Origin of the sequence: Streptomyces sp. NBC_00539 (genome assembly GCF_036346105.1) — a bacterium.
Lineage (GTDB): Bacteria > Actinomycetota > Actinomycetes > Streptomycetales > Streptomycetaceae > Streptomyces.
On the sequence record NZ_CP107811.1, the window covers coordinates 425042 to 437614 of the forward strand.

General features: G+C 72.6%; 11 protein-coding genes. 4 read left to right on the forward strand and 7 right to left on the reverse strand.

Translation table 11 applies throughout. The annotated features are described in order from the left end of the window. Positions 1-58 precede the first annotated feature (58 nt). Genes OG861_RS02095 through OG861_RS02115 form a run of 5 tightly spaced genes read right to left on the reverse strand, consistent with a single transcriptional unit; the run spans position 59 to position 7623 of the window. Positions 59-2671 carry an acyl-CoA reductase gene (locus OG861_RS02095; RefSeq protein WP_329201116.1) on the reverse strand — a complete coding sequence of 871 codons (2613 nt, stop codon included), beginning with the start codon at positions 2669-2671 and terminating at the stop codon, positions 59-61. Continuing rightward, positions 2668-3816 carry a LuxE/PaaK family acyltransferase gene (locus tag OG861_RS02100; protein WP_330261075.1) on the reverse strand — a complete coding sequence of 383 codons (1149 nt, stop codon included), beginning with the start codon at positions 3814-3816 and terminating at the stop codon, positions 2668-2670. The genes OG861_RS02095 and OG861_RS02100 overlap by 4 nt, the downstream gene beginning before the upstream one ends. After that, complete coding sequence (locus tag OG861_RS02105) at positions 3813-4958, reverse strand: GNAT family N-acetyltransferase (RefSeq protein WP_329201112.1); 1146 nt, start codon at positions 4956-4958, stop codon at positions 3813-3815. Before OG861_RS02105 ends, OG861_RS02100 begins: the two co-directional genes overlap by 4 nt. Continuing rightward, positions 4955-6328, reverse strand: a complete 1374-nt coding sequence (locus OG861_RS02110; RefSeq protein WP_329201110.1) for an MFS transporter — start codon at positions 6326-6328, stop codon at positions 4955-4957. Before OG861_RS02110 ends, OG861_RS02105 begins: the two co-directional genes overlap by 4 nt. After that, complete coding sequence (locus OG861_RS02115) at positions 6325-7623, reverse strand: phenylacetate--CoA ligase family protein (protein ID WP_330261076.1); 1299 nt, start codon at positions 7621-7623, stop codon at positions 6325-6327. The genes OG861_RS02110 and OG861_RS02115 overlap by 4 nt, the downstream gene beginning before the upstream one ends. A 309-nt stretch (positions 7624-7932) precedes the next feature. Between OG861_RS02115 and OG861_RS02120 the strand changes: the two genes are divergently transcribed. Both OG861_RS02120 and OG861_RS02125 read left to right on the forward strand, forming a co-directional pair. Beyond that, positions 7933-8517: an RDD family protein gene (locus OG861_RS02120; protein WP_330261077.1), complete on the forward strand. Its 585-nt coding sequence runs from the start codon at positions 7933-7935 to the stop codon at positions 8515-8517. Positions 8518-8700: 183 nt separating this feature from the next. After that, positions 8701-9069, forward strand: a complete 369-nt coding sequence (locus OG861_RS02125; protein ID WP_329201104.1) for a hypothetical protein — start codon at positions 8701-8703, stop codon at positions 9067-9069. A 91-nt stretch (positions 9070-9160) separates the two neighbouring features. Here the strand turns inward: OG861_RS02125 and OG861_RS02130 are convergent, their stop codons facing one another. Further along, positions 9161-10558: an alpha/beta hydrolase family protein gene (locus tag OG861_RS02130; RefSeq protein WP_329201103.1), complete on the reverse strand. Its 1398-nt coding sequence runs from the start codon at positions 10556-10558 to the stop codon at positions 9161-9163. A gap of 176 nt (positions 10559-10734) precedes the next feature. Between OG861_RS02130 and OG861_RS02135 the strand changes: the two genes are divergently transcribed. After that, a complete protein-coding gene (locus OG861_RS02135) occupies positions 10735-10917 on the forward strand; it encodes a hypothetical protein (protein ID WP_329201102.1) in 183 nt (60 codons plus the stop codon). Positions 10918-10966: 49 nt separating this feature from the next. Here the strand turns inward: OG861_RS02135 and OG861_RS02140 are convergent, their stop codons facing one another. Beyond that, the gene (locus OG861_RS02140) at positions 10967-11539 is read right to left on the reverse strand and encodes a TetR/AcrR family transcriptional regulator (protein ID WP_329201100.1); all 573 of its coding nucleotides are present in this window, start codon (positions 11537-11539) and stop codon (positions 10967-10969) included. A 140-nt stretch (positions 11540-11679) separates the two neighbouring features. On the opposite strand from OG861_RS02140, the gene OG861_RS02145 reads away from it, so the two are divergent. Next, positions 11680-12471 (forward strand): SDR family NAD(P)-dependent oxidoreductase, encoded by a 792-nt coding sequence (locus OG861_RS02145; protein ID WP_330261078.1) that lies wholly within the window; start codon positions 11680-11682, stop codon positions 12469-12471. Positions 12472-12573 lie beyond the last annotated feature (102 nt).

Below are 12573 nucleotides of genomic sequence, written 5' to 3' on the forward strand. Positions count from 1 at the left end.
TGCACGGCCGGGGCGCCCCGTCTTCCGTGACGACCCGCGCTTGAGGGCACTGTTCGCCCTAGCGGCGGGTGTCCACCACCGCCAGGAGTTTGCCGCTGGTCGGGCTGCGGTCCAGCGAGGCGCCGTCGACCGTCTCGACCACCAGGTCCAGCAGTCGTTCGGTCACCGCTGCGCGCAGTTCCGGGTAGCCGGTCAGGAGGACCTCCCGGAGCCGCTCCGGGTCCGTCGTCCCGCCGCGCTCCACCCGCACGGTGAGCCGCTCGCGCGCGTCCGCCGCCTCCAGCCGTATCTGCAACTCGCCCCGGTGGCCTCCCCGTTCCTCGGCCAGGGTCAGGATGCGGCGGTGGTTGAGGAAGTACGTCGCCACCCGCATCACGTCGCCGGTGCGCCCCATCAACTCGAAGCGCGGTGCGTGCCGCCCGCAGGCGCACCGGCCCGGGACCTCCCGACCGAGGTCGCCTATCAGGTACCGGCCCAGTTGCTGGCCGCGCCGGGCGTGCGTGGTGAAGACCAGCCGGCCCGTTTCGCCCGGGGCCACCGGCCGGTCCTCGGTCAGGTCGACGATCTCCATCGTGTGCAGGTCGGCATGCAGGTGGTGGACGCCACCGGAGCTCTCGGTGCACTGGTACCCGAGCGGGCCGAGGTCGGTGCTGCCGTAGGTGATCGAGTGGACGACCTCGATGCCGAACCTCTCCTCAAGGGCACTGCGCTGCTCGCGCGTGAAGTGCTCGCCACCGTAGAAGATCTTGCGCAGTCCGCCGTACGCGCGCAGCGCGTCCTCCTCCGCGTGCAGGAGCTGCCAGAGGTAGGAGGGCATTCCGAACAGCGTGTCGGCGCCGTGGTCGATGACGGCCTGCGCGGTGGCCCTGTGGTCGGGCCCGGCCGAGAGCGGCAGTTGGACTCCGCCCAGGCGTTCCAGTACGGAGAAGAAGCTGATGAAGCTGCCGTACATGGCGCCGCAGTAGAAGAGGTTGGCGGTGCGGTCCCCGACCGGGTCGTAGCCCGCGGCGAGCAGGCCGCGGGCGGCGGCGTGCATCTGGGTGTCGTAGTCGTCGTAGCTGAAGACCGACAACGCCGGGGCGCCGGTGCTGCCGCCGCTGCGGAAGAACAGCTCGGCGTCGGCCCGCGCCAGCTGCCGGCCCTGCTCCTGTACGTCCTCCTTGCCCCGGAGCGGGCCCGTGGGCCGCGGCAGGACGACGGGGCGGGCCAGGTCGTCGAGACAGGCGGTGGTCGCGAAGCGGGCCGGGTCGGCCTGGACCGCGACGCGGCGGCTGTAGCGCTGCAGGGCGTACACGCCGTCGTGGGGTTCGCCCGCGTAGCTGTCCAGCATGGAGCCGACCGGCGTCACCCGGGTGACGCCGGCGGCCAGGGCAGTACGGGCGAGCTCGGCGATGTCGGTGGGGCTGCCCGCGAGGCCGGCCGTCTGCAGGTAGCGGCGCATCGGGCGCAGGGTGGCGATCATCCGCTTGCGGGGCAGCGGTTTGACCCACACGCTGCGGTGCAGGGGTGAGGCGGCCAGCGGCGAGCGGGTGTCGGCCATCACCCGCCACGAGCCGTCCGGCGCGGCGAACACCCGCGTCAGCCCCAGGTGCTCCTCCAGCCGGGCCACCAGTTCGGTGGTGGTCAGCTCGGCCTCCTCGGCGGGGTCCGGGCCGTCCGCCCCGGCGGCGGCCGCGGCCGGCGGCCGGGACGCGAGGACCGGGGCGAAGCGCTCGGCGAAGGCGAACACCTCGGCCTCGTCCTCGGTGTCGAGGTAGACGACCTGGGGGCTGGAGCACGCCTGCTGCTCGTGCAGGCACACATCGGCCGCGAGGGCGTCGAGCATGTCGGCGTCGGACCAGGCGTCGGCCGTGAGGTAGGCGAAGGAGATGCGGTGTCCCCACTCCACCAGCCGGCAGCCGGGCGGGACATGGGCCGCCACCCCTTCGACGGCGCCTTCGCCGCCCCAAACGGCCACGGCGTCCGCGGGCGCGCACATCAGGCGCAGCCACTCCTGCCTGGAGGACGCGAAGCGCAGGACGACGATCCGCGCGGCCAGTGCGCCGCTGGGGTCCAGGGCGGCGAGTTCGGCCATCAGGTGCTGGGTCAGCAGGGTGTCGGCGCTGCTGGTCTTGAGGATGTTGACGTTTCCGGCGAGCAGGCCTTCGACGATGCTGAGCGGTGCGACCGTCGCGCTGTTGCCCGGCGCGATGTGGGCGACCAGGCCGACGGGGGCCCAGGCCTCGTAGACCGTTTCGCGCGGATCGGCCCGGTCCAGCCGGCCGGGAGTCGCGCTGCCGAGCTCCCGGCGGAGCTTGCGGGTGAGCTCGCGACGGCCGAGGGCGCCACCGAGCTCCGCCAGGACGGCCGGGTCCTCCCCGTCGGGCAGGTGGGGGGCGAGCCGGGCGTGTACGGGGTGGGCCGGGTCGCACAGGGCGGTGGCGAGGGCGTCGCAGGCGGCCAGGACCGTCTCGGTCTCCAGCACAGAGGCGAGCGCCGCCTCCACGGCGGCCGGCAGGTCGACCAGGCGGCGCCCGGCCTCCTCGTCGCCGATGAAGGCGCCCTGCCAGTAGTGGTGCGCGACGGCGGAGTCGCGCTGCTCATCCTGGGACGCGGCCACGCTCCGGCGGCCGGTCGCGGTGTCTGTCGCGTTGTCGGTCGCGGTGTCGGTCACCGTCGGGGTCTCGCTCACGCCATGCCCTTCATCAGTTCTGCTGCGGCCACCGCGCAGCTGCGGTTGCGGCTCACCCCGGCGCGGCCGTGGACGGTGAACCAGGGGGTCTCCAGCTCGCACCCGCAGGCGTCCCCCGGCCGGAGGGAGGCGAGGTCGCCCATGACCACGCTCTGGGCCGGCACGGAGGTGATGTACGGCGACACGAGGTGCAGGTAACCCGGCTCCCCGTAGGGGACGGGTTCGAGCGTGTGGGTGGAAAGGATCGTCACCCGGGACCAGACGGGCGCGTGCAGCCGGTGGTGGTCGCACTCGATGTACGGGATGCAGTGCTCCACCGACCCGAAGGTGTCGCGGATGCGCTCACCGGGGATGCCGAGCTGCTCGGTGACGCGCGCGTACAACTCCTCCTTGCCGATGCGCCGGTCGGCGTGTCCCTTCCAGCCGCCGCCGAGGACGACGAGGGAACCCTCGGGCAGGCGCAGCGGGGGCAGTCCCATGGCCCGCATCCGCTCCAGGGTGAAGAAGAGGAAGGCGGGGAAGCCCAGGATGCGGACCGGGGCGTCCTCCCGCTCGAAGCGGCGCAGCGCGGCGATGCAGCCGAAGGGGTCGAACTCGTGGTCGCCGCCGGTGTTGCGCAGGGCGTACTCGACGCTGCGTGCCGGGGCGAAGTCACACAGGTAGTTGTCGGTGAAGGCCGTCCCGAGGTTCAGGGAAGGGGCCGGTTCGTAGCTGTACAGGAGGTAGTTGACCTCCTGGTCCGGGGTGATCCACCCGTTGCGCTCGAAGATCCGGGCGACCATGCGCTGCGCGGAGCGGATGGTCCAGTGGTCGAAGAACATCTGCGACTTCTGGCCGGTGGTCCCGGAGGAGGTCAGGTGCAGCTCGACCTCCTCGCGCGGGATGGAGAGCACCTCGTGCCGCTTGAAGAAGTTCGCGTGGACGAGCGGCGCCCGGTACGGGTGCGCCTCGGGGGTGGCCTCGTACAGGGAGCGGAAGAACGGGGAGCGTTCGGTGTGCCAGGCGTTGGTCTCCGCCATGGCGGCGGCGAACAGTTCGTCCTGCTCGGGGCCGTGGGCATAGGGGTCGGTCAGGTCGCACAGCTGTTGCACGTGCGGCAGGAGGGCCGGGTCGGGTACGGCGACCGGCGCGAGATGGGGGTTCATGGGGCAACCTCGGATGGTGTGGGCAGGTGCGTCGACGCCCAGGCCGACACGTAGCAGTCCAGGTACGGCTGGAGGGGCGGCTCGACGGCGACTCCGCGGAAGTCGATCCGTTCGCTGGAGCGGGAGAGGACGGCGTAGTCGTGGAAGCCGTCGCCGTCCGCGCGCATCGCCGGGTAGAGGGCTCCGGCGACGAAGCCCTGGGCCAGGAAGGCGCTGAGGGCTTCGGTGTGTGCGAGGGGGACCAGGGCCTCCACGTAGCCGGCTCCGGCCCTGGCCAGGGCCCGGGTGACGGGTGCGAGGTGGGCGGCGGCCGCCGCGGGGTCGGGGTGGGCGGTCAGCAGCGAGCAGTACCCGCCGGCGCGGTTGAGATAGGCGTACACCTCGAAGCGGCCGTCTTCGGGGGTGAGCAGTACGTTCGGCGTGTGCAGGGGGTAGAACCAGCCCTCGGCCCCGGGGAACCGCTCGCGGAAGCGGCGTCGTACGAAGGCCGGTGCCTCGATCATCTCCAGCCGTTCCGCGGCCCCTTGGGGAGCGGGTTCCCCGAGCGGGCCGGAAACGGCCCTGACCCCGGGGTAGGTGATGCCCAGCGCGTCCTCGCTGGTGCGCAGCAACGGCATGACCGGGGCGGGGACTTCGGCTACCGGGATCCGGCGGTCGAGCACCCCGGCGGAATGACGCGCGTAGAGTGCGAGGCTTTCGCGGCTGCTGAGGTCCACCGCGTTGGGCAGGATGCCGAGCGGGCGGAAGCCGTTGCGGGCGACGACGCGCTGCGGCCCGGCGCTGACGGTGCGCACGGTCGCGTAGACCGAGTCCAGCCGCCCGGTGTCCAGCATCTCGCCGCACAGGGCTCCGGTCAGTGCGCCGGCCACGCCCCCCGAGCGGTGCCCGGGGTGGACGGCGATGCCTTCCAGGCGGCCGATGCGGCTGCCCGCGTCGCCGCGGATGACGGCGGACGCCGTCAGGGCCCCGGTGCCGGGGCAACGGCCGACGAGCCAGAGGGAGTGCGGGTCGGCGATGAGGCGGGCCATCTCGGCCGGGTCGGTGCCGAGGGCCACGGGGTAGTGCGGCCCGTAGACGGCGTAGTAGAGCTGGCGCAGTTCGGCGATGTCCTCGCGGGTGGCCGGGGTGATGACGGGGTTCACCGCTCACCCCCCACGGGTTCCGCGTCCCGGTCCGCGGCCGCCCCGGGCGGCGGCGCGGGGGTGTGGGGGCCCAGGAGGGCCAGCGCGAGGGCGGCGGGGAGCAGGCCGGCGCCCTGCACGAGGCACAGGGTGCGGGGTGAGAGGAAGTCACCCGCGGCGCCGAAGAGCAGGGACGCCACCGGTAGTGAGGAGCCCAGGACCGCCTGCATCACGGCGAAGAAGCCGGGCTTGTCCGCCGTCGGCACCAGACGCTGGAAGAGGGCGACGAAGCGGACGCTGACGGCCCCCGCGCACCAGCCGGACACGGCCAGGCAGCCCGCGATGACCATCCGGTGGGCGACCAGCCCGGGCAGCGCCAGGGCGAGGGCCATGAGACCCAGGCAGTACGCGCCCGCGACAGTGGGGCGTCCCGGTACCCGGGCGCCGGTGAAGGCGCCGATGAGCGCGCCGGTGCCGAGGGAGGCCTCCAGCAGGGCCACGGTGGCGCCGCCCCCGGAGAGGACCGAGCGGGTGTAGAGGGGGATGACGACGAAGACGGCGGTCGTGAAGAGGTTCGCGGCGGTGAAGCAGACCAGGATCCGCCGCACGTACGGCAGTTCGCGCAGGATGTGGAGCAGCCCGCGGCGCCGGGGTGCGCCTGACGGGTCGGCCGGGCCTTCCGCGGCGGGCGACGGCTCGGGTGCCGTGGTGCGGAAACGGGCGCTCGCGACGAACAGGGCGGCGCCGAGGTAGGCAGCCGCACAGCCCACGGCCAGCCCGGCCACTCCTGCCCGGTCGACGGTCAGGGCGCCGAGCAGCGCTCCCCCGAGGCCGGCCAGGGACTGGGTCGACAGCTCGAAGCCGGTGGCCGCCTCGATGTCGGCGTCGTCGACGAGTTCGGGCACCGAGGTGGTCAGGCAGGGGTCGAAGAACGCCTGGCAGGTGGCCAGGGCGACGGCGGCGGCGTAAACGGCCGTGAGGGGCAGGACGCCGTCGTACGCCCACAGTGCGAGGGCGCCCGAGGCGGCTCCGGCGAGGACGGCGGCGGTCCGCAGCACCGAGCGGTGGGCGAAGCGAGCGATGACCCCGGCCACGACGGGCGCCAGCGCTACGGCGGGCAGTGTGCAGGCCGCCATGAACAGCCCCGAGGCAAGGCCCCGGGCGTCGTTGACGGCGTAGGCGACGATCCACCAGGACACACCGACCTGGAACATGCGCACGGCGGCCTGGGTGAGGACCTGCCCGAGCCACACGGCGGCGAAGGCGCGGTTGCGCAGGACCAGCGGGGCGCGGCGGCCGGTGGTCCGGGCACCCCCCTCGGTACCGGTCTCCTCGACACCGGTCTCGTCGGTACCGGCGGTCGCGGGCGGGCGCGCGGGCGCGGCGGTCATGCGGTCGGCCTCTCGTCGAGGACCCGTACGAGCTTGCCCGTGCGGGGGTTCACGGCGAGGTCGCGGTGGCGTGCCCATTCCACGGTCGGCGGGTGCACGAACCCGGCGCGCACGCTGTCGGGGTAGAGCGGTCGTGCGGTTTCCAGCTCGGCGAGGACGGCTTGCGCCAGGGTCCGCAGGCCGTCTGCGGGCTCACCGCACGCCCCGCTCGAAGCGCCGTCGTCGCCCGGTGCCGTCGCCAGCCGCAGGACGAGCCCGTCACGGCCGTCCCAGCGCCGCACCACGAGTTGCAGGCCGACCACGCGCCCGGCGGTGTCCGCGGCGGCGACGGCGTTCTGGACGTCCTGGGTGTAGAGGGAGACCGGCCCGACGCGTACGCCCTCCTCCGCACGACCGAGGATCCGGAAGTGTCCGGGGCCGGTGCCCGTCCATTCGGCCCGGTCTCCGGCGGGGAACCGGATGATCGGCATCAGGCGGCGGAAGAGGCTGGTGACGACGACCCGGCCGGGCCGGCCCGGCTCGGTGACGGGCTCGCCGGTGGCGTCGTCCAGGATCTCCACGACGGTGTACGGCGAGAAGGGCCGGTGCACCCGGGTGTCGGAGCCGGGTACCGGACGGCCGAGCAGCCCGGCATCAACGCTCGCGTATCCGATGGAACGTGCCTCGGCACGGGGGAACGCGGCGGCCAGCAGGCGCCGCTGGTCCTCGAACAGGGCTTCGCCGCCGAAGAGGAGCAGTTCCACCGAGTCGAGCCGGACACCTCCGGAGACGACCTGCTCGGCGAGCCGGCACAGGGTGGTGGGCGTGCCGGCCAGGACCTGTGCGGAGAGTTCGCGCAGTGTGGGGATCGTCGATTCCAGAGGCGCTCCGCCGCCGATGGGCAGGCGGACGTTGTCCACCGGCGCGTGGGCGAGCGAGTCGAGGACGAAGAGGAAGCTGGCGTACAGCTCCCCGGCGTAGAAGAGGTCGGCCACGCGGTGCCCCGGGCGCAGACCCGCGTCCACGAGCCCCTGTCCGAATGAGGTGACGAAGGTGCGCCACTCGTCCCGCGTGTAGACGGAGAACTTGGGGGACCCCGTGGTGCCGCCGGTCTTGTAGACGGTGGCCTCGCTGAGCGGGCCGGTCAGGACGCGGTTGTCGCGCAGGGTGTTGGCCGCCCAGAAGTCCTGCTGGTCGATCACCGGCAGGTCGGTGAGGCGGTCGGCGTGCGGCGGCAGGGACGCGTACAGATCACGGTAATAGGGCGAGTTGTGACGGGCGAAACGTATGAGGTCCGGGAGTTGCTGGGCGGACATGGGCCTTTGCCTAGGTGACGGGAGCGGGAGCGGAAGGAGGAACGGGGCTTGGGCGCCCCCGCCTTCTCGCATGCACGCCCGAAGCTGACGTGCGGTCATGATGATGAAACATCAATGCGGTTGTCACCAAATCGACCAAGTTTTCCGGCCAATTGGGCCAGATTCAACAATATTTTCTGCCCTGCGGGCCCAAGGGCCCCCGTCTCCGGTAAGTCGGCGGTCGCTCGTCGAAGCCGCCCCAACCGGCCCAAGTGAGGTCAATAGGATGACCGATGCGCCATACAGACGGCTCCCCACCAGGAAGGCACCATGTCGATCCCCCCGCAGCACCCGCAGTACCCGCAGCACCCCCAGTCCTCCCCCGCCGGACCGCACCGGTCCGCCCCCCTGCCGCAGTTCCAGCCGTCCCACGGCCAGGCGTACGGGTATCCGGCGCCCGGCTCGGTGCCCGCGGGCCCCGCCTACGGAGTGCCGGCCGGCCTGGCGCACATCGGTGCCCGGTTCGGTGCCCGGGTGCTCGACGTGATCTTCTGGTACATCGGGTACTTCGTCCTGGCCATCCCCGTGATGATGTGGATCGACGCGGACGGCGGCGCCCCCGCGGTGGCCCTGCTCATAGCCTGGCTCGCCATCTCCTTCGTCCTGTACTTCGCCCTGCCGGTGTGGAAGTTCGGGTCCACGCTGGGCAAGCGCATCTGCGGGATCCGCGTCGTGCGCCGGGAGACCGCGGCCCCGGTGGGGTTCTGGCGCGCCGCCGGGCGTGAGGCGTTCTGGCTGGTGGCCGTCTTCGTACCCGTGCTCGGATTCCTCAACCCGCTGTGGTGCTGCTGGGACAGGCCCTACCAGCAGTGCCTGCACGACAAGGTCGCCGACACCATGGCCGTCGTACGCTGAGCGGCGCCCGGACTGACGGCGCAGGCCGCCCCCCGGGGGTGGCGCTCTGTTCCGGCCCCCCTTCGCGGGGTGAGCCGCCCGCCCGACGGCGTTGCGCAGCCGGTGTGCTTCGCCGACGATGCTCCAAGGCCCGACGGTCCGGATTCCACCGGGCCGGATCAGGGTCGGCGAACAGGGGAAACTGTGACAAAGAACAGCAATCGGCACAAGCATCCCGTAGCGGCGGCACTCATACCGCTCTTCGTAGTGGCAGGGCTGCTGCTGGGCCCCGCGGCAGTGGCCACGGCGGCCGTGCCGACCGCCCGGCAGGCTCCGGCCGCGGCGGCACTCGCGCAGCGCGGCCTCCCCGCGGGCGCCAACGTGGCGACCGCTCTCCACGCGGCGCCGACGTCCACCCAGGCCAAGGCCGTCACGGGGAACAAGAAGAGCAAGAAGAGCAAGAAGAAGAAGGGCGGGCTCTTCAAGAAGCTCCTGATCGTCGTGGTCATCGTCGTCGTGCTGCTCGTCGTCCTGTACGGGGTCCGCCGGGCCCTGCGCCGCAGGTCGGCCTAGGGCGCCTGTCCGGGCGATCCATCGCCCGGACATCGCCCGGGAGCGTTCGTCAGCGCCCGGCCGCGCCCTCGTGCCGGTCTCCGCCGGCCGTTCAGCTTCCCGACAAGGTGTGCTGGAGCCAGTCGAAGACGACTTCGCAGTGCAGTTGCGGAGCCATCGGGGAGCAGTGGAGCTGTGCGCCCTCGGCCGCCGTCAGCTTCACGTAGTCCTTGGGCCCGGTGAGCATGTCGTACAGCCGGCGCGGCTGGCCGGGGTAGAACTGCTCGTCGTCGTAGTCCAGTACGAGGGTGGGTGCCTTGATGCGGCCGACGACATCGGTGATCGCCAGGGCACGGATGCGGGTGGCCGGGGTGTAGAAGTCCGTGAACAGCTTGCCCTGACGGGCTTCCAGCATGGCCGGCACGGAGAAGGGTTCGAAGCGCTTCTTCATGACCGCGGCCGCGGCCGGAGGCAGTTCGGGCACGACCTCCTTGTTCCAGATGTCGTTCGTCTGCTCCTTGCCCGGAGTGAGGATCTTGCGGATCTCGGCAGGGAAGCCGAGCCAGGGCTCGATGCAGCCCGGCATGGCCACCAGCGCCGCGATCCGCTCCTCGAAGGCCGCCGCGCGAGGGGCCAGATCACCCGCCATGCTCAGACCGGTCAGGGCGATCTTGCGGGGGTCCACGTCCGGGCGGGCCGACAACCAGTCGACGAGGGGGCTGACGACCTTCTCCCAGGTGGGGGTGAACACCACGCGGTCGACGAAGAGCAACTGCCCCTGGCCCGGACCGTCGTAGACGAGCGCGTTCCAGCCGCGTGCGAGCGCCGCCGGCACGCCGTAGGTCCACATGTCCACGTTCTGGCCGTCGCTGCCGTTCGTCAGGATGACGGTGGGACGGGGGGTCTTCGCCTCGTCGGGCCGGAAGAACCACACCGGCAGCGGCGTGCTGCCGTAGGGGACGGTCGCCTTGACCGCGGCCGGCTCACACAGGTCGCAGAAGGTGTCCCAGGCGTCGCGCCCGGACTTGTAGAGCTGTTCCTCGCTGCCCGGGGCGTCGGAGCCGAGGACGAAGAACAGCGCCTGGCCGTAGTACTGGGCGGCACGCAGTGCCCTGAACCGTTTGGTCTGACCGTCGGCCGGTGCTCCCGGGGGCGCCTTGAGGAGCTGGTCGCCGAGCTTGCGGAAGGTGTCGACGTACGTCTGCGCGGACAGGCCGGCCCCGTTGATCGCGTTCACGGCGGTGAGCACCTCGCCCACCTCGCTGCTGCCGGCGCCGGCACCACCGAGGGCCAAGAGGCCGTTGAAGTTGTACGCCGGGTCCTGGAAGAGCGTCATCACGCCGGGGGTGGGGCCGCCGGTTGGCCGGCCGGGTGACGCCGGGCCGCTGGGGCTGGGGCCCGGCGCGGCGGGTGCGCCGGCGGGGGCGCATCCCGCGGCCAGCACCGCCCCGGTTCCGACGGTGAGCAGGGCGCGCCGCGTGGGCCCGGGGTCGTTCGGTACGCGCTTCATACCGTCCGAACCTAGCGACGATCCGCAGCGCCGACCTCCCGCCTGGTCCGAACGGCGGATGCGCCGCCCGCGGTGGGGGTGCGCGCCGGCGGCCGGGGGGTGCCGCCGGGACGCGCATGTCCGTCCCCCGTCGGGGCACCCGCTCGACAGGCTCTTCGACGCTGGAGGTGCTGGACATGACGAGCGCTAGGGTGGTCGACCATTTCCCCGCAGGCGGGCCGCGGGGCAGCTGGCCCGCCGAGGAGGCCGCTGCCGAGCGGTGCGCGCGGGGTGAGCCGGCGCGGGTGGTGATGGACCTGGAACGGGACGCGTTCCTCGTCGTCATCGGCGAGCAGCCCGGAGCCTCCTCCGGGCTCTGATACGACACCACGCGAGCCGGACCGGCCGGAACGCGGCCCCGTCAGGGCTCTACGGGGTCTGCGTCGGAGCGAACCGCATGAGGACGAGCAGGGTGTCGACGAGGTCCTCGGCCGGGGCGCCGGTGGCCAGGCGGCGCAGCTGCTGCCCGAAGACCAGGGCGACGGCCACGCCGGCCAGGCGCTGGGGGTCCGGCACGCCGAGTTGGGTCAGGATCCGGGCGGCCAGCAGGTCGTAGGCGGCGAAGCACTCGGCCGCGGCGGCACGGAGCCGTTCGTCGCGGCCGGCCTGGACGTACAGCTCGAAGGGCGCGATGTGGCGGCTGTCGAAGGCGTTCCCGCCCGCGACTTGGGCGACCACCCCGGCCGCCTGCCCGATGTCGAAGCGCTCGTCGGTGCACTCGTCGGCGAGGGTCGTGAAGTGCCGGGTCTCCTCGGCCACGAAGTGCAGCAGGCTCTCGCGCAACAGCTCGTGCTGGGTGGCGAAGTGATAGGTGACGGAACCGAGGGAGACTCCGGCTTCCTTCGCGATCCGACGGTTGGTGACGGCGGCGATGCCGTCCTGCCCGATGATCCGTAGTACGGCGTCGATGATGCGCTGGCGTGTGTCGGAGGCATGGGGCATGACGGCATTCTGCCCCATCGGCTGAAACCGGCGCCCGGGCGGAGCGGGGAAGTCGGGGCCGTCCGGGGTGTGGACAGCGGACGGGGCAGTCCCTACTGTTCGTTCGAACGAACAGTAGAGGCCGCCGCACAGGAGTGATCGTGGACATATCCGGGTCGAACGTTCTGCTCACGGGGGCCACCGGAGGTATCGGTTCCGCCCTGGCCGCGCGCCTGACGGCGCAGGGCGCCCGACTCACCGTCAGCGGGCGTCGCCGGGAGGCCCTCAAGACCGCCGCGGATGCCTGGGGGGCCGGCACCGCGGTCGCCGACCTGGCCGTCCGGTCCGACGTGGTCCGCCTCGCCGAGACCTGCGCCGGGACGGACGTCCTCGTCGCGAACGCCGCCCTGCCCGCCAGCGGCGACCTCGCGGACTACACCGAGGAACAGCTCGACCGCGCACTCGACGTCAACCTGCGCGCACCCGTCCTGCTGTCCCGGCTGCTCTCGGCGCACATGGTGGCACGCGGCCGCGGCCACATCGTGCTGGTCGGTTCCATGTCCGGCAAGGCGGCGACCAAATCGACCTCCCTGTACAACGCGACGAAATTCGGGCTGCGCGGATTCGCCCTCGCCCTGCGCCAGGAACTCCGGGGCACCGGTGTGGGCGTGTCGCTGGTACAGCCCGGATTCGTCCGCGACGCCGGGATGTTCGCGGCCACCGGCGCCGCTCCGCCCAAGGGCCTCAGGACCGTCACGCCGGGCCAGGTCGCCGACGGCGTCGTACGGGCCGTCCACCGCGACCGGTGCGAGGTCAACGTGGCCCCGCTGGAGCTGCGGCTGCTGAGCGCCATCGCCGGGCAGTTCCCCGGTTTCGCCGAACGGGTCCAGGCCCGGGTGGACTTCGACGGCTCCGTGCGACAGATCGTCGAAGCCCAGCGCTCACACCGTTGAAGGCCGGCGGTCACGGCCCCGCACGGCGGGACCGCCGGCTCGTCCCCCCTCCCCCACCCCTGCCCGGCTCCGGCCGGGCCCGCACCCGTACACCCGCACGCC

Bases quoted from the DNA above. Each gene is read 5' to 3' on its own strand.
- OG861_RS02140 (WP_329201100.1), bottom strand. From the start codon at position 11,539: ATGCCCCATGCCTCCGACACACGCCAGCGCATCATCGACGCCGTACTA.
- OG861_RS02100 (WP_330261075.1), bottom strand. From the start codon at position 3,816: ATGAACCCCCATCTCGCGCCGGTCGCCGTACCCGACCCGGCCCTCCTG.
- OG861_RS02135 (WP_329201102.1), top strand. From the start codon at position 10,735: ATGACGAGCGCTAGGGTGGTCGACCATTTCCCCGCAGGCGGGCCGCGG.
- OG861_RS02110 (WP_329201110.1), bottom strand. From the start codon at position 6,328: ATGACCGCCGCGCCCGCGCGCCCGCCCGCGACCGCCGGTACCGACGAG.
- OG861_RS02120 (WP_330261077.1), top strand. From the start codon at position 7,933: ATGTCGATCCCCCCGCAGCACCCGCAGTACCCGCAGCACCCCCAGTCC.
- OG861_RS02115 (WP_330261076.1), bottom strand. From the start codon at position 7,623: ATGTCCGCCCAGCAACTCCCGGACCTCATACGTTTCGCCCGTCACAAC.
- OG861_RS02130 (WP_329201103.1), bottom strand. From the start codon at position 10,558: ATGAAGCGCGTACCGAACGACCCCGGGCCCACGCGGCGCGCCCTGCTC.